Source organism: Streptomyces sp. NPDC090994 (assembly GCF_044768905.1).
In the GTDB taxonomy this organism is placed as follows: Bacteria; Actinomycetota; Actinomycetes; order Streptomycetales; family Streptomycetaceae; genus Streptomyces.
Genome location: NZ_JBIVWS010000003.1, coordinates 212,290 through 230,878, shown reverse-complemented (window position 1 = coordinate 230,878; position 18,589 = coordinate 212,290). Strand labels below are relative to the sequence as shown.

The following is an 18,589-nucleotide window of genomic DNA, read 5'->3' as shown; positions in this document are numbered from 1 at the left end:
CGGGGGGCCATCACTAGTTCGGGGGGCCGGGCCCGGGGGGGGGGCGCCCGGGGGGGGGGGCCCCCCCCCTCACTCATGTCGTCGATCATGCCGTCCGGGCCGTCGGCCCGGTCCGGTCAGCGCGGTCAGTGCCCGCCCTGCTCGTCGCGGCGGCGCTGCCAGCGCTCTTCGATGCGGTCCATCATCGAGCGCTTCGGCCGTCCCTGGCGGCGTGCCTGGGGCGCGGCTCCGGCGGCGGGCTGCTCGCCCGGCTTGGGGGCCTTGCGCCAGCCGGTCACCGCGAGGACCGCGCAGCCCAGCATGACGAGGAACCCCACCACGCTGAGCCAGACCTGCTTGGCGACCATTCCGGCCATGAGGAGTGCGATACCTACGAGAAAGCCCGCGACCGCCTGGTAGACCCGTCGCCGGGTGTACGTACGCAGCCCGCTTCCCTCGAGCGCTGTCGCGAACTTGGGATCTTCGGCGTACAGCGCTCGCTCCATCTGCTCGAGCATGCGCTGCTCGTGCTCCGAGAGCGGCACGGCGTCCTCCTCATCGTGCAGTCGCCGGGGCGACCCGGGGGGTCCCTTCAGGATAGGCAGGGAATCGCCCCCGTGAAACCCGCCCCTCTACGCCAATTGGCCAACCGGTTTCCGCCATGGGCGTCCCGGCCCGCAGGATTTCCATTCCCCGGCAGCCGGTCCGTCATGCCGGACGGTCTCCCTCGATCATACGGCGCCGGGCCCCCGTTCGGGGGGCCTGTGGCGTACTCCATGTGCACGCAAGTAGCTGATCAGGGCCATATCCCGCCAGGTGGCTCAGACCCTTCAGGTCCCGTCGGTCCCCCGGGTCTCACCGAGCACGTGGAGCTGGGTGGCCACGGAGTGGAAGGCCGGGAGTTCGGCCGCGGCGGCCTCCAGCTTCAGCAGCGCGTCCAGGGCCCCGGGCTCGGTGTCCACCAGGACGCCGGGGACGAGGTCGGCGAAGACCCGCACCCCGTGGACGGCGCCGACGGTAAGGCCCGCGCCCTCGACCAGGGCGGTGAGCTGCTCGGCGGTGAAGCGGCGCGGGACGGGGTCGCCGGCGCCCCAGCGGCCGTCCGGATCGCCGAGGGCCTGCCGGGCCTCGGTGAAGTGCCCGGCGAGGGCGCGGGCGAGGACCGCGCCGCCCAGACCGGCGGCGAGCAGGCTGAGGACGCCCTCGGGGCGCAGGGCGGCCACCGCGTTGCGGACGCCCTCGGCCGGGTCGTCGACGTACTCCAGGACGCCGTGGCAGAGCACGGCGTCGTACCCGGCGCGCTCGGCCACGTCGAAGAGGCCGTGGGCGTCGCCCTGCACGCCCCGCACCCGGTCGTCGACGCCCGCCTCGGCGGCCCGGCGCTCCAGGGCGAACAGGGCGTTGGGGCTGGGGTCGACGACGGTGACGTGGTGGCCGAGACGGGCCAGGGGCACGGCGAAGTTGCCGCTGCCGCCCCCGGTGTCGAGGACGTCCAGCGCCGGCCGTCCCGTGGCCTTGACGCGGCGGTCGAGGGCGTCCCTGAGAACCTCCCAGACCACGGCGGTACGGAGGGAGGCGCGGGGGCGCGACGGGTCCGACACGGCAGTTGACTCCTCGGCGCGGCACCGCCTCTGCGCGGCGGAGCGAACGGGCTGCCTCCCCTCTGCCCGGTGGGGAAGGGGGGAGACTTCAGGCGTCTCCCACCCTATTGCCTCCCCATGACCTCCTCCGCCCTGCCCGGTCACTCCGGTGGTGCCACGTGCCACCGGGGGCGAACGGCCCGGGATCAGGCCCGGGATCAGGCCCTGGATCAGATCCGGGATCGGGGCGGGATCCGAGGGTCACCCCGCGTCCGGCAGGCCGCACCCCGGGGGCTCCGGAGCGCCGTCCCGGGGGTCACCGGGGCCGGGGGGCCCGCCGCTCTCCGCCCGGTCGCCGTCGGCACGGGGCTGCGGGAGGACCGGCTGGAGGACCAGCATCCGCTCCACCAGGCGCAGGAACATCGCCACGTCGCGCACGAGGTCGTCGGCGTCCCGGCTGCTCGCCGCGCCCTTGATGCCCGCCTCGGCCCGGGCGCGGCGCCGGGCCCCCGAGGCGAACAGCGCGCTCCACTCGGTCAGCTCGGGCGCGATCTCGGGCAGCACCTCCCAGGCGCTGCGGATCCGGGCCCGGGCCCTGGGCGTGGGTTCCGGGCGGCCCCGGGCCGCGAGCACGGCGGCCGCGGTACGCAGGGCGGCGAGGTGGGCCCGCGCGTACCGCTCGTTGGGGCTTTCGAGGGCGGTGGCCTCGTCCAGTCCGGCGTGGGCCCGGGCGAGGAGGTCGAGGGCGGCGGGCGGGGCCGTGGCCCGGCGCAGCACGGGGTGCACATCGCTCGCCGGGCCGGTCAGTGAGGGGGCAGGGCCGGTGGCGCGGCGCCGGCGGGCGGCGGCCGCGGAGGGGTTGGCCATGACGAACCTCCTGTCGTCTGTGTGACGGCACGGGTGCCGTGAGTACCCATCGTGGGGTATGGCACTGACAATCCGTTCCGACCTGGACTTTTGCCTCGATCAGGAGTTCGTGCGGGAGTTCGCGTCGGGTGGTGCCCGGGGGCACGACGGTGACCGGTCCGGGGCGGGCGGGCGGACGGACACACGGGAGAGCGCCGGTCCGTTGTGGCCGCGTCCCCCGCGGGCCACCGCCGGACCGGCGCTCCCTGTTGCTCCCCCGTACGTCCCCCGTACGTTCCCCCGGCGGACCGCCTCACGCTCCCCCGTACGGCCGTCCTCCGGGTTCCCCCGTGCCTCGCTCCCGCCGGACTCGGCCGGCGGAAGGAGCGGATCGTGGGCCCGGCCGCCGCTCCGGCGCCCCGTGTCGCCGGTGTTGCGGCCGTGCCCCTCTCCGTGCCCTCACTCTCTCGTTTCCGCAGGTCGGCCCCCATCCGTGCGGGTACTCAACTGTCCGCCTAGGTACGGATACTCAGCCCTGCGCACCCCTCCCCACGCCTGTCCGCCCGCGTCTGGTGCGCACCGCGTCCGCTCCGGTACTCCCCCGGCCCGGTACGTCATGGAAGACCGCAGGTCAGGGCCCTCCCGACGGGATTGTCAGCGGTGGCGGATAAAGTCCCTGGCATGGCACGGATTGCGGTGATCGGCGCCGGGATGGGCGCGCTGGCGGCGTCGGCCCGGCTGGCCGTCGCGGGCCACCGGGTGACGGTGTACGAGCGCACCGGGACGTACGGCGGGGCGGTGCGCCGTTTCGAGCGGGACGGTTTCTCCTTCGACACCGGTCCCGGTCTGCTGCCGCTGCCCGCGGTCTGGCGGGACCTCTTCGTCAAGACCGGCAAGGAGCCGCTGGAGCGGTGCGTCGAGACGGTCCAGGTCGATCCGTCGTCCCGGCACGTCTTCGCGGACGGCACCGAGGTGGCGCTGCCCAACGCCTCACGCGCGGGCGTCGTCGGCGCGCTGGACGCGGCGCTCGGCGCGGGCGCCGGCCAGCGCTGGGGCGACTTCCTGGTGCGGGCCCGCGAGGCCTGGGACCGGACGCGCCGGCCGCTGCTGGAGGAGCCGCTGTGGCCCGACTGGCGGGTGCTGGGCGAGCGCGAGCCCTACCCGGCCGTCCCGCACAAGCGGCTGCTGCGCACCCGCCGGGCCGGCACGCTCGCCGAGGTCGGCGCCTGGGAGCTGCGCGACCCCCGGCTGGCCGCGCTTCTGGAGAGCCACGCCCTGGCCCACGGCCTTGATCCCCGTACGGCTCCGGCGAGCGCCGCGGTGCTGCCGTACATGGAGCATGCCTTCGGCGTCTGGTACGTCCGCGGCGGGCTGCGCGAGCTGGCGCGGGCGGTGTACGAGCGGTGCCTGGCCCGCAGGGTGGAGTTCCGCTTCGGCACCGAGGTCGCGGCGGTCACCGAGAAGGACGGCCGGGCGGCGGGCGTGGAGCTGGCGGACGGCACGGTGGCGGAGGCCGACTTCGTGGTCGCCGGTGTCGCGCCCGGCGTGCTGGACCGTCTCACCGGGGGCGCGGGGATACGCGAGGCCGGCGAGGTCCCGGCGCGGCGCGGCGGGGCGAGCCGGCTGACGGTGCTGCTGGCGCTGCGCGGCGGCCGGCCCGAGGGCGTCGCACACCGCACGGTGGTGCACGCGCCGGACCGGGACGCCGAGTTGGCCGCCCTGTTCGGCGACGCCCCCGGCACGACCGCGCGGCCGACGGTGACGGTGCTGCGGCCGGACGACCCGGCGCTGGCACCGGACGCGGAGCACGAGGCGGCCGTCCTCACGGCGGTGGTGCCGGCGGCGGACGGGGCGGACCACGGTGAACGGGCCGAGCAGTTGATGGCCGTCGCCGAGCGCGCGGTCCCCGGTCTGCGCGACCGCCTGCTCTGGCACGAGACGCGCACCCCGGCGGACGTCGCGGAGGCGACCGGCGCCGAGGGCGGAGCGGTTCCGGCGCCGGCCCTGGCCGCGGCCGGCGGGCGGCTGCTGCACCCGTCGAACACCACGCGCGTGGGCGGCCTGTTCACCGTGGGCGGCTGGTCCCATCCGGGCGGCGGGCTGCCGCACGCGGGGATGTCGGGCGCGCTGGTCGCGGGGCTGATCGTGGAGGGGCCGGAGTTCCGCGGCTCGCAGTGAGGCGGGCCGGTCGTCCGGGCCGCCGGGGCGGGGCCGGGCCCCGGGTCAGTACCGGTACTGCTGCTCGTCGTACCCCTGGCCGCCCTGCGGCTGCCCGTGTGACCCGTGCTGCCCGTCCCCCTGGTAGGGGTAGGGCTGCTCCGGCGGGAGGTCGCCGCCGTACGCGTCGTCGGTGCTGCGCTGCTGCGGGACCCACACCCCGCCGGCCGGGGTCTCGCCGTAGCCGCCGGTGCCGTACTGGTCCTGCTGCCCGTAGCCCTGCGGGGTGTACCCCTGCTGCTGTCCGGTGGTGTCGTAGCCGGTGTCGTACCCGGTCCCGCCGTAGGTGTGGGTGCCGATGTACGGGTCGGAGTAGGCGGCGTACTGCTCCTGGCCGGTGGTGTCGTAGCCGTAGGACTGCTGCTGGCCGTAGCCGGAGTAGTCGTAGGAGTAGGAGCCGTCCGCGGTCTGCGCGGCCGGTGCCTGCTGCTGGTCCTGGCCGCCGTAGCCCGCCGTGTCGTAGGTGCCGTAGGTGCCGGTGTCGTCGGGCATCGGCAGCGGCTGGTAGACGGGGGTGCCCTCGGCCGGGGTGTCGGTGGGTCGCCCGGAGGCGAACACGTCGTCCTGGTCGTCGCCCGGGTAGCCGTACGCGGCGGTGTCCTGGAGGGAGGAGGCGCCGGCGGGGCCGGCGGGCGGGTGCTCGTCGCCGGGACCCGGCTCGGCCGCCTCCGGGCCCGAGGCCTCCGACTCCGGTTCCCGGCGGTCCGGATCGGGGCGGCGGCGCTTGCTGCCGACGAGGCCCGCCGGGGCCTGGACGGCCCATCCCTCCGCGAAGCCGCGGCGGAACGACAGGGTGACGTAGGTCTGGCCGATCGCGAAGGCGATGGCGCCGAGCGCGATGACGACGACCGACGGGATCAGCACGCCGAGCACGACGCCGAGGAATCCGGCGAAGGCCAGCAGCCGCCAGCGCAGGCGCGCCTTGTACTGCAGCAGCACCTCACCGAGCAGCCACAGCGCGACGATGCCGAACGCGATGTAGAGGACCGCCCAGCCCATGTACGCCCCTCTCCCAGTGACCGCTACGCAGTGTGTCGTATGTACGTGCGGCCGGTCTAGGCCCGCGGTGAGCGGTGCAGGCCCAGGTTCTCGTAGATTTCCAGCGTCGCCGTGGAGTTGTTGAGCGTGATGAAGTGCAACCCGGGCACACCTTCGGCCAGCAGCCGCGCGCAGAACTCCGTGGCGAACTCGATGCCAATGGAGCGTACAGCGGTCGGATCGTCCTTTGCTGTGAGGATCCGTTCTTTCAGATCATCGGGGAACGCGGCGTTGCTGAGCTTCGGCAGCCTCTCCAGCATCTTCACGCTGGTCACCGGCATGACCTCGGGGATGACGGGGGTCTCGCAGCCCGCCGCGACGACCTTGTCACGCAGTCTCAGATAGGACTCGGGGTGGAAGAACATCTGCGTGATCGCGTAGTCGGCGCCGACCCGGCACTTGTCGACGAAGCGCGTCACGTCCTCGTCCCAGTCGGCGGAGCGCGGGTGCATCTCCGGGAAGGCGGCGACGCCCACGCAGAAGTCGCCCGACTCCTTGATGAGTTCGACGAGTTCGGCGGCGTAGGTCAGGCCCTTGGGGTGCGGCACCCAGTCGCCCATCGGGTCGCCGGGCGGATCGCCGCGCACGGCGAGGATGTTGCGGATGCCGGCGTCGGCGTACTGCCCGATGATGTTGCGCAGTTCGGCGACGGAGTGGTTGACGGCGGTGAGGTGCGCGACCGGGGTGAGCGTGGTGTCCGAGGCGATCCGCTCGGTCGCCCGCACCGTGCCGGCGCGGGTGGAGCCGCCGGCGCCGTAGGTCACGGAGACGAAGCTGGGGGCCACCGCCTCGACCCTGCGGAGCGCGTTCCAGAGGTTGCGCTCGCCCTTCTCCGTCTTGGGCGCCCAGAACTCGAACGAGTACGTCGTCTTTCCGGTCGCGAGCATGTCGCGAACGGTGCGCGCGTGATCAGTCCTGGTGGATGCCGTTCCGAGGGCCATACCGGCAGGTTAACCAGGGGCCCCCGGTCACCCAACCGGAGTCGAAAAAATGTCCCTATTGTCGGTTACTTGTCCATCCCTTGGACATCGGCGGCGCTCCCGGCACTCCTGAGCCGCTCGGCGAACTCGGCCGCCGCCGCGCCCGGGTCGTCGGCCTCGGTGAGCGCGCGGACGACGACGGCCCGGCGGGCGCCCGCGTCGAGGACCTGGTCCAGGTTGCCCAGGTCGATGCCGCCGATGGCGAACCAGGGGCGGTCGGTGCGGAGGGAGGCGGCGTACCGGACCAGGTCCAGGCCGGGGGCGTGGCGGCCGGGCTTGGTGGGGGTGGGCCAGCAGGGGCCGGTGCAGAAGTAGTCCACGCCGTCCTGCGCGGCAGCGGCGGCGGCCTCGGACTCGGCGTGGGTGGAGCGGCCGATGAGGACCTCGTCCCCGAGGATCGCGCGGGCGGCGGGCACCGGGAGGTCGCCCTGGCCGAGGTGGAGTACGTCGGCGCGGGCGGCGTGGGCGACGTCCGCCCGGTCGTTGACCGCGAGGAGCTTGCCGTGCCGGGCGCAGGCCTCGGCGAACACGGAGAGGTGCTCCAGCTCCTCCGCCGCCTCCATGCCCTTGTCCCGCAGCTGCACGATGTCGACGCCGCCGGCCAGCACCGCGTCCAGGAACTCCGGCAGGTCGCCCTGGCGCTTGCGGGCGTCCGTGCAGAGGTAGAGGCGGGCGTCGGCGAGGCGGGCTCGGGCGGTGGTGGCGGCGGTTTCGGGCATGGGTGGTGCGTCCCCCCGTGTGGGTGATGGATCCCGTGTGGGTGATGGATCCCGTGTGGGTGATGGGCCCCGTGTGGGTGATGGAGGGTGAGCGGCCCCGTTCGGGTGGGGCGGCCCCGCCGGGTCGGCCCCGCCCGACGGCGTGCGGGACGCCCGCACGCGCACGCCGGACGGGGCCGGGCGGGCAGGTCAGACGGCCAGCGCCTGGGCGCGGCGCTTCACCTCCGTGCCGCGATTCTCACTGAGTGCCTGCGCCGGCGTGCCGGGCAGGCTGTCGTCCGGCGTGAAGAGCCACTCCAGCATCTCCTCGTCCGTGAAGCCGTCGTCCCGCAGCAGCGTCAGCGTCCCGGACAGGCCCTTGACGACCTTGTCGCCGTCGATGAAGGCCGCGGGAACGTGCAGCGCGCGGTTCTCACCGCGGCGTACGGCGATGAGCTGGCCGTCCTTGACCAGCTGCCGCACCCGGGTCACCTCGACGTCGAGCATCTCGGCGATGTCGGGAAGGGTGAGCCAGGCAGGGACGAGAGCATCGATCTTTGCGTCAATCTCGGTCACCCCTCAAGCCTGCCATCTGCCACTGACACGCGGAAGCCGGACCCCTCCGACCAGCGCGGACGAGCCGGGACCGCGCCCCGTGATCCCTCGCCCCGCGACCCCGCTCCCCCGTCACGCCACCGCCGACTTCAGCGGCCTGGCCGGGTCCGCCAGGAGCCGGGCGTCCAGCGCCGCGCCCGACTCGATCAGCCGACGCCCCTGGGCCAGGTCCCGGGGCCGGCCCACCGCCAGCAGCGCGACGAGGCGGTCGGCGCGCAGCCAGCAGACGGTCCAGGCGGGTCCGGCGGGGTCGCCGCGCCGGACCAGGGTGTCGCCGGCCGGATGGTGCCCGGCGTACTGGACGAAGCGGCCGAACTGCTCGGACCAGAAGTACGGCACCGGGTCGTACACCGGCGCCGGCTCCCCCGTGGCGGCGCCGATGATGTCGGCGGCCACCGTGCGCGGCCCCTGGAGGGCGTTGTCCCAGTGGTGCACGAGCAGCCGCTCCCCGTACCGGCCGGAGGGGAAGGAGGCGCAGTCGCCGACAGCGTGGACGTCGGGGACGGTGGTGCGCAGGCGGTCGTCGGCCAGGACCTCGCCGTGGGGGCCGAGCGCGATCCCGGAGCCGGCCAGCCAGGCGGTGGCGGGCCGGGCGCCGATGCCGACGACGACCGCGCCGGCGGGCACGCGCGTGCCGTCGTCGAGGACCACGGCGCCCGGTTCGACGCGCTCCACGCGCGCGTGGGTGCGCAGCACCGCTCCCGCGTCGGCGTACCAGTCGGCCATCGGGGCGGCGACCTCGGCGGGCAGCGCCCCGGCGAGCGGCCGGCCGGCGGCCTCCACGACGGTCACCGCGCACCCGGCCTCCCGCGCGGCGGTGGCGAACTCGGCGCCGATCCAGCCCGCGCCGACGACCACGATGTCGTGCTGCCGGGCGAGCACCGGACGCAGCCGCTCGGCGTCGTCCAGGGTGCGCAGCAGATGAACGCCGGGGACGCCCTCGGCGCCGGGCAGCCGCAGCGGCTCGGCGCCGGTCGCCAGGACCAGGGAGTCGTACGGCACCGGCCCCGCGGAGGTGTCCAGCAGGTGCGCGCCGGGGCGGACGCCCAGCGCCTCCTGCCCGAGCCGCAGCTCGATGCCGAGCGCCTCGAAGTCGACGTCGAAGGCGGAGCCCTCGGCGGTGCCCAGCAGGACGGCCTTGGACAGCGGGGGCCGGTCGTACGGCTGGTGCGGTTCGGCGCCGATCAGTGTGACGGTGCCGGTGAAGCCCCGTTCGCGCAGGGCGACCGCCGTCTGCACGCCGGCCATGCCCGCGCCCACGACGACCACGCGCCGCGCGGAGCCGCCTCGCTCCTGCGTCTGCTCGCTCACCTGATCACCTTAGACACCTGACTCACTGTCGGTCAGGGGGCACGTTCAGTGACCTGCTCCACACTTGCCGCACACCTGTCGCACGCCGGCGCCTGCCGTACCCGCCGCACGCCGGCCCTCGCCGTCACCGGACCTGTTCCACCACGCTGGTCCCGCTGCCCTCCGCCGACTCCCACTCCCAGCTCTCCTCCAGCCGCACGCGCCCGTCCGGCAGGCCGACGACATGCGACACGCAGTGCCCGCCGGCCGTGGAGCCGTCCGTCCTGAGCTGCACGTACCGGAAGTCGAGCCGGTCCCCCTCGCGCGTCCCCACCAGGTGCCCGCGGACCACGTCGCCGCCGGCGTACTCGGCCCAGACGGCGCCGTCCTGCTCGTGGTAGGCGAAGCGGGTACGGGTGCCGACCTGGCCGGGTGCCTGGTCGGCGACCGGGGCGAACACGAGACCGTCAAGCGAACGTGCCACCGGCGGACACTCCCTTACAGAGGCGGACATCGAACAGTTAGGGTGGCCAACGTAAGGCACTCGCGGGAGCCCGGACGCACCGGGCTGAGAGGGAGGCTGGCGGCCTCCGACCGTACGAACCTGATCCGGGTCATGCCGGCGAAGGGAGGGGTTCAGCACCCATGTCGAACAGGTTGGGGACCCCCGACGTCCTGATCGTCGGGGGCGGGATCATCGGCCTGGTCACCGCGTGGCGGGCCGCGCAGCGCGGGCTGGTCACGGCGGTGGTGGACCCGGCGCCGGGCGGCGGGGCCGCCCGGGTGGCGGCCGGGATGCTGGCCGCCGTCACCGAACTGCACTATGGCGAGCAGACCCTGCTCTCCCTGAACCTCGCCTCGGTCCGCCGCTACCCCGCCTTCGCCGCGGAGCTGTCCGAGGCCACCGGGCACGACCTCGGCCACCGCCGCTGCGGCACCCTCGCCGTCGCGCTCGACTCCGACGACCGGGCGCACCTGCGGGAGCTGCACGCCTTCCAGCGGCAGTCGGGGCTGGAGTCCGAGTGGCTGTCGGGGCGTGACTGCCGGCGCCTGGAGCCGATGCTCGCGCCGGGCGTGCGCGGGGGGCTCCGGGTGGACGGCGACCACCAGATCGACCCCCGGCGGCTGGCCGCGGCGCTGCTGACCGCCTGCGAACGGGCGGGCGTGCGCTTCCACCGGACCACGGCCGAGCGGCTCACCGTCGCCGGGGACCGCGCCACGGGCGTCGTGACGGCCGACGGCACCGCCCTGGCGGCCGGGCAGGTCGTCCTGGCCGCGGGCAGCCTCAGCGGCCGTCTGGCGGGCGTGCCGGAGGGGGTGCTGCCGCCGGTGCGGCCCGTGAAGGGCCAGGTGCTGCGGCTGACGATGCCGCCGGGACGGCCGCCCCTGCTCCAGCGCACCGTCCGCGCGGTGGTGCGCGGCAACCCGCTCTACCTGGTGCCCCGCGTCAGCGGCGAGCTCGTCGTCGGCGCGACCAGCGAGGAGCTGGGCTGGGACACGACCGTCACCGCCGGCGGCGTCTACGAGCTGCTGCGCGACGCCCACGAGCTGGTCCCGGGCATCACCGAGCTGCCCCTGACGGAGACCCTCGCGGGACTGCGCCCCGGCTCCCCGGACAACGCGCCGCTGCTCGGCCCGACCGCCCTGGCCGGCCTGCTGCTGGCCACCGGGCACTTCCGCAACGGCGTGCTGCTCACCCCGGTCACCGGCGACGTCATGGCGCACGTCCTGACCACCGGCGAGCTGCCCGAGGAGGCCCGCCCGTTCACCCCCGGCCGGTTCGGCACCACCCAGGCGCCCGTCCAGGCGCCCGTCCAGGCGCCCGTCCAGGCGCCCGCCCCCGCACCCACGGAGCAGCCCGCATGAGCATCAGCATCTCGGTCAACGGGGAGCCGCGCCAGGTGGCCCCCGGGACGGCGCTCGACACCCTCGTACGGACCCTCACGGAGGCGCCGTCCGGGGTGGCCGCCGCCCTCAACGAAACCGTCGTCCCACGCGCGCGGTGGTCGGACACCGCGCTGTCCGACGGCGACCGCGTCGAAGTACTCACCGCCGTGCAAGGAGGCTGAGAACCATGGCCGACGATCCCTTCGTCCTCGGCGGTACGTCCTTCACGTCCCGCCTGATCATGGGCACCGGCGGGGCGCCCAGCCTGGACGTGCTGGAGCGCTCCCTGGTGGCGTCCGGGACCGACCTGACGACGGTCGCCATGCGGCGCGTGAACCCCTCCGTGCACGGGTCGGTGCTGTCGGTGCTGGAGAGGCTCGGCATCCGGGTGCTGCCCAACACGGCGGGCTGCTTCACCGCCGGGGAGGCCGTACTGACCGCCCGCCTGGCGCGCGAGGCCCTCGGCACCGACCTGGTCAAGCTGGAGGTCATCGCCGACGAGCGCACCCTGCTGCCGGACCCGGTCGAGCTGCTGGACGCGGCCGAGACCCTGGTCGACGACGGCTTCACGGTGCTGCCGTACACCAACGACGACCCGGTACTGGCGCGGAAGCTGGAGGACGTCGGCTGCGCGGCGGTCATGCCGCTGGGCTCGCCGATCGGTTCCGGGCTCGGCATCCGCAACCCGCACAACTTCCAGCTGATCGTCGAGCACGCGCGCGTACCGGTGATCCTGGACGCCGGGGCCGGTACGGCGTCGGACGCGGCGCTGGCGATGGAGCTGGGCTGCGCGGGTGTGATGCTCGCCTCGGCGGTGACCCGGGCGCAGGAGCCGGTCCTCATGGCGGAGGCGATGCGGCACGCGGTGGAGGCCGGCCGGCTGGCCCGCCGGGCGGGACGCATCCCGCGCCGGCACTTCGCCGAGGCGTCCTCCCCGACGTCCGGCATGGCCGCCCTGGACCCGGAGCGGCCCGCGTTCTGATCCGGAGCGGCCCGCGTTCCGACCCGAAGCCGCCCGCGTTCCGACCCGAAGCCGCCCGCGTTCCGACCCGGGGCGCGGCGGCGGCCGCCCGGCCGGTCGCCGCGTGGGGTGCGTCACAGGACGGTCGCGGCAGCACCCGCTGGGCGCTCGTACACAGCCGTCTGTCAGCGACGGCTCGTACACTCACCTGCGTGGACACGACCCTTCAGGACCCTCTGGTCGGGCAGGAGCTCGACGGCCGGTACCGCGTCGACGCGCGGATCGCGGTCGGCGGGATGGCCACGGTCTACCGGGCCGTGGACACCCGCCTGGACCGTGTGCTCGCGCTGAAGGTGATGCACCCGACGCTGGCGGCCGACGGCACGTTCGTCGAGCGGTTCATCCGCGAGGCCAAGTCGGTCGCCCGGCTCGCCCACCCCAACGTCGTCCAGGTCTTCGACCAGGGCACCGACGGGGGCTACGTCTACCTGGCGATGGAGTACGTCTCCGGCTGCACCCTGCGGGACGTGCTGCGCGAGCGCGGGGCGCTGCGGCCCCGGGCCGCCCTGGACATCCTGGAGCCGATACTGGCCGCGCTCGGCGCCGCGCACCGCGCGGGGTTCGTGCACCGCGACATGAAGCCGGAGAACGTGCTGATCGGGGACGACGGCCGGGTCAAGGTCGCCGACTTCGGCCTGGTCCGCGCCGTCAACACGGTCACCAGCACCACCGGCGCCGTCCTGGGCACCGTCTCCTACCTGGCGCCCGAGCAGATCGAGCACGGCACCGCCGACCCGCGCGTCGACGTCTACGCGTGCGGTGTGGTCCTGTACGAGATGCTGACCGGCGCCAAGCCGCACCAGGGGGACTCCCCCGCCCAGGTGCTCTACCAGCACCTCAACGAGGACGTGCCGCCGCCGTCCGCCGCCGTGCCGGACCTGGCGTACGAGCTGGACGACCTGGTCGCCACGGCGACCGCGCGCAACCCCGAGATCCGCCCGCACGACGCGGTGGCGCTGCTCGCGCGGGCCCGCGAGGCACGCGCGGCGCTCACCGCCGACCAGCTGGACGCCGTACCGCCGCAGGCGCTGTCCGGCGCGCACGACAACGCGGACGACCGTACGAGCGTGATCCCGCGCGCGCTGACCATGATCCGTCCGCTGCCGGTGAACGAGGAGGAGGCACCTGCCGCGGACGGCTACGACCGCACCAGCAGACTGGACCCGCCGCCGCCCCCGCCCCGGCGCGGCCCCGGCCTGCGACGCGGCCCGCTGGCGATCGTCGTCGCCGTCCTGCTGGCGCTCGGCGTCGGCGCGGGCGTCTGGTACATCAACTCGGGCCAGTTCACCGAGGTCCCGCCGCTGCTGGAGAAGACCGAGGCACAGGCCAAGGCCCGGCTGGAGCAGTCCGGCCTGGACGTCGGCGACATCGAGCACGCGTACAGCGACACGGTGGAGCGCGGCGCGGTCATCAGCACCGACCCGGCGGCGGGCACCCGTATCCGGAACAACGACTCCGTGTCGTTCACCGTCTCCGACGGGCCGAAGACGGTGGAGCTGGCCGATGTGGAGGGCTACCGCCTGGACCGGGCCAAGTCGGTGCTGAAGGAGGACGGGCTGGAGCCCGGCATGGTCACCCGCGCCTTCAGCGACGACGTCCCCGAGGGCTTCGTGATCTCCACCGAGCCCGGGGCGGGCACCACGGTGCGCGCCGGATCGGCCGTCGCCCTCACCGTCAGCAAGGGCAGGGCGGTGGACGTCCCGGACGTCACCGGCGACGACCTGGCGGACGCGCGCGCCGAACTGGCGGACGCCGGCCTGAAGGTGGAGGTCGCCACGGAGCGGGTGAACTCCGACGACTACGACGCGGGCCAGGTCGCGCGGCAGTCGCCCGGCGACGGCGAGCGGGTCGCCGAGGGCGACACGGTGACGCTGACGGTCTCCAAGGGCCCGGAGCGGATCGAGGTCCCGGACGTGGTCGGTGACGACGTCGACGACGCGCGGCAGGAGCTGGAGGACGCCGGTTTCGAGGTCGAGGAGGACCGCGGGCTGCTCGGCCTGTTCGGCGACACCGTCAAGAGCCAGTCCGTCGAGGGCGGCGACACGGCACCGAAGGGTTCGAAGATCACCCTGACGATCCGCTGACCGCTGCACCGACCGGTCGCGCGACCGGCCGCGCGACCGTCCACTGAAGATCCACTGACGGCGACCCCGAGCCGGCCTGGCATCCTGGACCAGGACATGAGCACACCACCTTCGCCCCCGCCCGCCCGCCGCAACCCCGTCGGCGCCCACGTCCCCGTCGCCGGCGGCCTGCACTCCGTGGGCCTGCCCTACGCCCGTGACCTGAAGGCCGAGGCCGTCCAGGTCTTCGTCGCCAACCCGCGCGGCTGGGCCACCCCCGTCGGCAACCCGAAGCAGGACGAGGCGTTCCGCGCGGCCTGCGCGGCGGAGTCGATCCCCGCCTACGTCCACGCCCCGTACCTGATCAACTTCGGCTCGCACACCGAGGCGACCGCGGAGAAGTCGGTCGAGTCGCTGCGGCACTCGCTGCGCCGGGGCCGGGAGATCGGCGCCCTCGGCGTGGTGGTGCACACCGGCAGCGCCACCGGCGGCCGGGAGCGGGCGGTGGCGCTGGCGCAGGTACGGGAGCGCCTGCTGCCGCTCCTGGACGAGCTGACCCACGACGACGACCCGTACCTGCTGCTGGAGTCGACCGCCGGGCAGGGCGCCTCGCTGTGCGCCCGGACCTGGGACTTCGGGCCGTACTTCGAGGCGCTGGACGCCCACCCGAAGCTGGGCGTCTGCCTGGACACCTGCCACGTCTTCGCCGCCGGGCACGACCTGGCCGGCCCGGACGGCATGCGGCAGACCCTGGACCTGCTGGTGGACACCGTCGGCGAGGGCCGGCTGAAGCTGATCCACGCCAACGACTCCAAGGACGTGGCCGGCGCCCACAAGGACCGGCACGCCAACATCGGCGCCGGTCACATCGGCGAGGACCCGTTCCGCGAACTGATGGCGCACCCGGCGACCGCGGGCGTACCGCTGGTCATCGAGACGCCCGGCGGCAAGGAGGGGCACGCGGCGGACGTGGAGCGCCTGAAGAAGCTCCGGGACGGCTGAGGCCCTCCGTCCGGGCCCCCGCAACCGGGGCCCCTACCGCCGGGGCCCCTACAGCTCCGGCCCCTCCCCCGGCTCCTCCTGGTAGGAGTAGCGCTGCTCGCGCCACGGGTCGCCGATGTTGTGGTAGCCGCGCTCCTCCCAGAAGCCGCGGCGGTCGGCGGTCATGTACTCGACGCCGCGGACCCATTTGGGGCCCTTCCAGGCGTACAGGTGCGGCACGACCAGCCGGAGCGGGAAGCCGTGCTCGGCGGTGAGCAGTTCGCCGTCCTTGTGGGTGGCGAAGAGGGTGCGCTCGGCCGCGAAGTCGGACAGGCGCAGGTTGGAGCTGAAGCCGTACTCCGCCCACACCATCACATGGGTGACGGAGGGGGCGGGCGGGGCGATGTCGAGGACCGTGCGGGCGGGGACGCCGCCCCACTCGGCGCCGAGCATGCTGAACTTCGTCACGCAGTGCAGGTCGCCCACGACCGTGGTGTACGGCAGGGCGGTGAACTCCTCGTGGTTCCAGCAGTGCTTCTCGCCGTCGGCGGTGGCGCCGAAGACCCGGAACTCCCAGCGCTCGGGCCGGAACTTGGGGACCGGCCCGTAGTGCGTGACCGGCCAGCCGCGCTGGAGCCGCTGCCCCGGCGGGAGATCGGGCTGTGCCGCCCCTCTCGAAGCACCTTCTCCCGACTCGCGTCCCACCGGCTGACCCATGTCTCCATCCTGACAGACCGGGGCCGTTGTCCGAGAACGGGCCCATTTAAAGTCAGTCTTGAATTCCGGCAATAAACCACAAAATTCACTAAGCCAGGACTTACTTACTAAGTGCAGACTTACTGGACGATCTTCGGAACCAATGCAATCATGCGGCGCAACCTGCCAGTTTTCGTATGGAAGGAGCCTCTGCGATGCAGGGCGACCCCGAGGTCATCGAATTCCTCAACGAGCAGCTGACCGCCGAGCTGACCGCGATCAATCAGTACTTCCTGCATTCGAAGCTGCAGGACCACAAGGGCTGGACGAAGCTCGCCGAGTACACGCGACGCGAGTCCTTCGACGAGATGCGCCACGCGGAGGTCCTCACCGACCGCATCCTGCTCCTGGACGGTCTGCCGAACTACCAGCGGCTCTTCCACGTCCGGGTCGGGCAGACGGTCACCGAGATGTTCCAGGCGGACCGGGAGATCGAGGTCGAGGCCATCGACCGGCTGCGCCGGGGCATCGCGGTGATGCGGAGCAAGAACGACGTCACGTCCGCGAACGTCTTCGAGGCGATCCTCGCCGACGAGGAGCACCACATCGACTACCTGGACACCCAGCTCGAACTGATCGAGAAGCTGGGCGAGTCGCTGTACCTGTCGACGGTGATCGAGCAGTCCCAGCCGGACGCGTCAGGACCGGGCACCGGCGGCTTCTCGACCCACTGAGAAGGCTCCGCCGAGAGCCGGGAAGGTACCGGGAAGGCACCGGGACGGCTCAGGCGGCGTCCGGAAGCTCCGCCGTCAGCGGGGTCGGCGCACCCTGGTCGATCAGCTGCCGGCGGGGGCAGGCGCCGCGGCCGAGCAGCGCCTGGATGCGTCGGACACAGCCGCCGCAGTCGGTGCCGGCCTTGCAGGCGGAGGCGATCTGCCGGGGCGTGCAGGCGCCGGCGTCCGCGTGGGCCCTCACCTGTTCCTCGGTCACACCGAAGCAAGAGCAGACGAACACGCGGTTCACCTCCCGGGCGGGGTCATGGTCGCGCCCTACCGGCCGTGCCGGTGAGGCAAACCTAACCTTACCCATCCCTCAGGTACCGCAAAAGCGAAGGGGGCGCGGATCGTATGTGACCCGCGCCCCATTTACTTCCGCGAAGCGGCTTCCCTACTGGTCCCGGTACATCTCCGCCACCAGGAACGCCAGGTCCAGCGACTGGCTGCGGTTGAGCCGCGGGTCGCAGGCCGTCTCGTAGCGCTGGTGCAGGTCGTCGACGAAGATCTCGTCGCCGCCGCCCACGCACTCGGTGACGTCGTCGCCGGTCAGCTCCACGTGGATGCCGCCGGGGTGGGTGCCCAGCTCCTTGTGGACCTCGAAGAAGCCCTTGACCTCGTCGAGCACGTCGTCGAAGCGGCGCGTCTTGTGGCCGGAGGCGGCCTCGAAGGTGTTGCCGTGCATCGGGTCGGTCACCCAGGCGACCGAGGCACCGGACGCGGTGACCTTCTCCACCAGCTCCGGGAGCTTGTCGCGGATCTTGTCCGCACCCATCCGGACGATGAAGGTCAGCCGGCCGGGCTCGCGCTCGGGGTCGAGGCGCTCGATGTACTGCAGCGCCTCCTCGGCCGTGGTCGACGGGCCGAGCTTGATGCCGATCGGGTTGCGGATCTTCGAGGCGAACTCGATGTGCGCGTGGTCCATCTGCCGGGTGCGCTCACCGATCCACACCATGTGCCCGGAGACGTCGTACAGCTGGCCCGTACGGGAGTCCACGCGGGTCAGGGCGGACTCGTAGTCGAGCAGCAGCGCCTCGTGGGAGGCGTAGAACTCGACGGTCTTGAACTCCTCCGGGTCGGTGCCGCAGGCCCGCATGAAGTTCAGCGCGTTGTCGATCTCCCGGGCGAGCTGCTCGTAGCGCTGGCCGGACGGGGACGACTTCACGAAGTCCTGGTTCCAGGCGTGCACCTGGCGCAGGTCGGCGTAGCCGCCGGTGGTGAAGGCGCGCACCAGGTTCAGCGTGGAGGCGGACGCGTGGTACATCCGCTTCAGCCGCTCGGGGTCCGGGATGCGGGCCTCTTCGGTGAAGTCGAAGCCGTTGACCGAGTCGCCCCGGTACGTCGGCAGCGTCACGCCGTCGCGGGTCTCGGTCGGCTTGGAGCGCGGCTTGGAGTACTGGCCCGCGATCCGGCCGACCTTCACGACCGGCACGGACGCGGCGTAGGTGAGGACGGCGCCCATCTGGAGCAGCGTCTTGAGCTTGTTGCGGATGTGGTCGGCCGAGACCCCGTCGAACGCCTCGGCGCAGTCGCCGCCCTGGAGGAGGAACGCCTCTCCCTTGGCGACGGCCGCCATCCGGGCGCGCAGCTGGTCGCACTCGCCCGCGAAGACGAGCGGCGGATACGACTCCAGCTCCGCAACGACTGCGCGCAGAGCCTCGGTGTCGGGGTACTCGGGCTGCTGCGCCGCGGGCAGGTCTCGCCAGGTGTTGCCAGCGCTCGCGCTGGTCTTAGCGTTCACGGTCACGACCTCAACATTACGGGGTGATGTCGGGCCCTCCGGCCGGTGACCAGAAAATGAGACGACGGATACGCAGCGTGGGCATGCGGTAGGGTGCGTGGCATGTTCGCGCACTCGACCCAGAACTGGTGGTGGACCGCTCCTCCGGCGGCCCGCTGACTGCGCGTACTCAGACTTCGCGAAG

20 protein-coding genes and 1 riboswitch are annotated in these 18,589 nt (G+C 73.5%); of the genes, 8 read left to right on the top strand and 12 right to left on the bottom strand.

Translation table 11 applies throughout. The features are described 5' to 3' along the window. Positions 1-125: 125 nt before the first annotated feature. The 3 genes from ACIQR3_RS08470 to ACIQR3_RS08460 form a co-directional block, all read right to left on the bottom strand. Positions 126-524 carry a DUF3040 domain-containing protein gene (locus ACIQR3_RS08470; protein WP_215167860.1) on the bottom strand — a complete coding sequence of 133 codons (399 nt, stop codon included), beginning with the start codon at positions 522-524 and terminating at the stop codon, positions 126-128. Between the two features lie 285 nt (positions 525-809). Then, the gene (locus ACIQR3_RS08465) at positions 810-1,580 is read right to left on the bottom strand and encodes a methyltransferase (RefSeq protein ID WP_403535972.1); all 771 of its coding nucleotides are present in this window, start codon (positions 1,578-1,580) and stop codon (positions 810-812) included. A 240-nt stretch (positions 1,581-1,820) separates the two neighbouring features. After that, complete coding sequence (locus tag ACIQR3_RS08460) at positions 1,821-2,426, bottom strand: SAV_6107 family HEPN domain-containing protein (protein WP_403535969.1); 606 nt, start codon at positions 2,424-2,426, stop codon at positions 1,821-1,823. Positions 2,427-3,086: 660 nt separating this feature from the next. Here ACIQR3_RS08460 and ACIQR3_RS08455 point away from each other — a divergent pair. Next, positions 3,087-4,583: a phytoene desaturase family protein gene (locus ACIQR3_RS08455; RefSeq protein ID WP_403535967.1), complete on the top strand. Its 1,497-nt coding sequence runs from the start codon at positions 3,087-3,089 to the stop codon at positions 4,581-4,583. Positions 4,584-4,628: 45 nt separating this feature from the next. On the opposite strand, the gene ACIQR3_RS08450 is transcribed toward ACIQR3_RS08455, so the two are convergent. The 6 genes from ACIQR3_RS08450 to ACIQR3_RS08425 form a co-directional block, all read right to left on the bottom strand. Continuing rightward, the gene (locus ACIQR3_RS08450; RefSeq protein ID WP_403535964.1) at positions 4,629-5,621 is read right to left on the bottom strand and encodes a hypothetical protein; all 993 of its coding nucleotides are present in this window, start codon (positions 5,619-5,621) and stop codon (positions 4,629-4,631) included. 56 nt (positions 5,622-5,677) lie between these two features. Then, a complete protein-coding gene (gene metF / locus ACIQR3_RS08445; protein WP_403535961.1) occupies positions 5,678-6,601 on the bottom strand; it encodes a methylenetetrahydrofolate reductase [NAD(P)H] in 924 nt (307 codons plus the stop codon). 65 nt (positions 6,602-6,666) lie between these two features. Then, complete coding sequence (gene thiE / locus ACIQR3_RS08440) at positions 6,667-7,359, bottom strand: thiamine phosphate synthase (protein ID WP_403535958.1); 693 nt, start codon at positions 7,357-7,359, stop codon at positions 6,667-6,669. Positions 7,360-7,548: 189 nt separating this feature from the next. After that, positions 7,549-7,914, bottom strand: coding sequence for an Rv2175c family DNA-binding protein (locus tag ACIQR3_RS08435; protein WP_215167853.1), 366 nt, complete (start codon positions 7,912-7,914; stop codon positions 7,549-7,551). Positions 7,915-8,025: 111 nt separating this feature from the next. Continuing rightward, complete coding sequence (locus ACIQR3_RS08430; RefSeq protein ID WP_403535956.1) at positions 8,026-9,264, bottom strand: NAD(P)/FAD-dependent oxidoreductase; 1,239 nt, start codon at positions 9,262-9,264, stop codon at positions 8,026-8,028. Between the two features lie 124 nt (positions 9,265-9,388). Continuing rightward, a complete protein-coding gene (locus tag ACIQR3_RS08425; RefSeq protein WP_403535954.1) occupies positions 9,389-9,727 on the bottom strand; it encodes a hypothetical protein in 339 nt (112 codons plus the stop codon). Between the two features lie 52 nt (positions 9,728-9,779). After that, a riboswitch (TPP riboswitch) is annotated at positions 9,780-9,892 on the top strand. Between ACIQR3_RS08425 and thiO the strand changes: the two genes are divergently transcribed. The 5 genes from thiO (at position 9,889) to ACIQR3_RS08400 (ending at position 15,216) form a co-directional block, all read left to right on the top strand. Next, a complete protein-coding gene (thiO, locus tag ACIQR3_RS08420) occupies positions 9,889-11,109 on the top strand; it encodes a glycine oxidase ThiO (RefSeq protein ID WP_403535951.1) in 1,221 nt (406 codons plus the stop codon). Its footprint overlaps the riboswitch before it by 4 nt. 2 nt (positions 11,110-11,111) lie before the next feature. Continuing rightward, positions 11,112-11,312: a sulfur carrier protein ThiS gene (thiS, locus tag ACIQR3_RS08415; RefSeq protein ID WP_403536771.1), complete on the top strand. Its 201-nt coding sequence runs from the start codon at positions 11,112-11,114 to the stop codon at positions 11,310-11,312. Between the two features lie 5 nt (positions 11,313-11,317). Next, positions 11,318-12,112, top strand: coding sequence for a thiazole synthase (locus ACIQR3_RS08410; RefSeq protein ID WP_403535949.1), 795 nt, complete (start codon positions 11,318-11,320; stop codon positions 12,110-12,112). Positions 12,113-12,303: 191 nt separating this feature from the next. Next, complete coding sequence (gene pknB, locus ACIQR3_RS08405) at positions 12,304-14,235, top strand: Stk1 family PASTA domain-containing Ser/Thr kinase (RefSeq protein ID WP_403535948.1); 1,932 nt, start codon at positions 12,304-12,306, stop codon at positions 14,233-14,235. Positions 14,236-14,331: 96 nt separating this feature from the next. Then, a complete protein-coding gene (locus ACIQR3_RS08400) occupies positions 14,332-15,216 on the top strand; it encodes a deoxyribonuclease IV (protein ID WP_403535945.1) in 885 nt (294 codons plus the stop codon). 48 nt (positions 15,217-15,264) lie between these two features. On the opposite strand, the gene ACIQR3_RS08395 is transcribed toward ACIQR3_RS08400, so the two are convergent. Beyond that, complete coding sequence (locus tag ACIQR3_RS08395; RefSeq protein ID WP_403535942.1) at positions 15,265-15,912, bottom strand: sulfite oxidase-like oxidoreductase; 648 nt, start codon at positions 15,910-15,912, stop codon at positions 15,265-15,267. A gap of 194 nt (positions 15,913-16,106) precedes the next feature. On the opposite strand from ACIQR3_RS08395, the gene bfr reads away from it, so the two are divergent. Further along, entirely contained in the window at positions 16,107-16,625 is a 519-nt protein-coding gene (gene bfr, locus ACIQR3_RS08390; RefSeq protein WP_403535940.1) for a bacterioferritin, read from the top strand. Between the two features lie 49 nt (positions 16,626-16,674). Here the strand turns inward: bfr and ACIQR3_RS08385 are convergent, their stop codons facing one another. Beyond that, on the bottom strand, positions 16,675-16,905 hold the full coding sequence (locus tag ACIQR3_RS08385) for a bacterioferritin-associated ferredoxin (RefSeq protein ID WP_403535937.1): 231 nt from the start codon (positions 16,903-16,905) through the stop codon (positions 16,675-16,677). 153 nt (positions 16,906-17,058) lie between these two features. Then, positions 17,059-18,411, bottom strand: coding sequence for a class II 3-deoxy-7-phosphoheptulonate synthase (locus ACIQR3_RS08380; RefSeq protein ID WP_403535934.1), 1,353 nt, complete (start codon positions 18,409-18,411; stop codon positions 17,059-17,061). A 96-nt stretch (positions 18,412-18,507) separates the two neighbouring features. On the opposite strand from ACIQR3_RS08380, the gene ACIQR3_RS08375 reads away from it, so the two are divergent. Then, a complete protein-coding gene (locus ACIQR3_RS08375; protein WP_215167924.1) occupies positions 18,508-18,564 on the top strand; it encodes a trp operon leader peptide in 57 nt (18 codons plus the stop codon). Positions 18,565-18,589 lie beyond the last annotated feature (25 nt).

Bases quoted from the DNA above. Each gene is read 5' to 3' on its own strand.
- ACIQR3_RS08460 (WP_403535969.1), bottom strand. From the start codon at position 2,426: ATGGCCAACCCCTCCGCGGCCGCCGCCCGCCGGCGCCGCGCCACCGGC.
- ACIQR3_RS08455 (WP_403535967.1), top strand. From the start codon at position 3,087: ATGGCACGGATTGCGGTGATCGGCGCCGGGATGGGCGCGCTGGCGGCG.
- ACIQR3_RS08450 (WP_403535964.1), bottom strand. From the start codon at position 5,621: ATGGGCTGGGCGGTCCTCTACATCGCGTTCGGCATCGTCGCGCTGTGG.
- metF (WP_403535961.1), bottom strand. From the start codon at position 6,601: ATGGCCCTCGGAACGGCATCCACCAGGACTGATCACGCGCGCACCGTT.
- thiE (WP_403535958.1), bottom strand. From the start codon at position 7,359: ATGCCCGAAACCGCCGCCACCACCGCCCGAGCCCGCCTCGCCGACGCC.
- thiO (WP_403535951.1), top strand. From the start codon at position 9,889: ATGTCGAACAGGTTGGGGACCCCCGACGTCCTGATCGTCGGGGGCGGG.
- ACIQR3_RS08410 (WP_403535949.1), top strand. From the start codon at position 11,318: ATGGCCGACGATCCCTTCGTCCTCGGCGGTACGTCCTTCACGTCCCGC.
- ACIQR3_RS08400 (WP_403535945.1), top strand. From the start codon at position 14,332: ATGAGCACACCACCTTCGCCCCCGCCCGCCCGCCGCAACCCCGTCGGC.
- ACIQR3_RS08395 (WP_403535942.1), bottom strand. From the start codon at position 15,912: ATGGGTCAGCCGGTGGGACGCGAGTCGGGAGAAGGTGCTTCGAGAGGG.
- bfr (WP_403535940.1), top strand. From the start codon at position 16,107: ATGCAGGGCGACCCCGAGGTCATCGAATTCCTCAACGAGCAGCTGACC.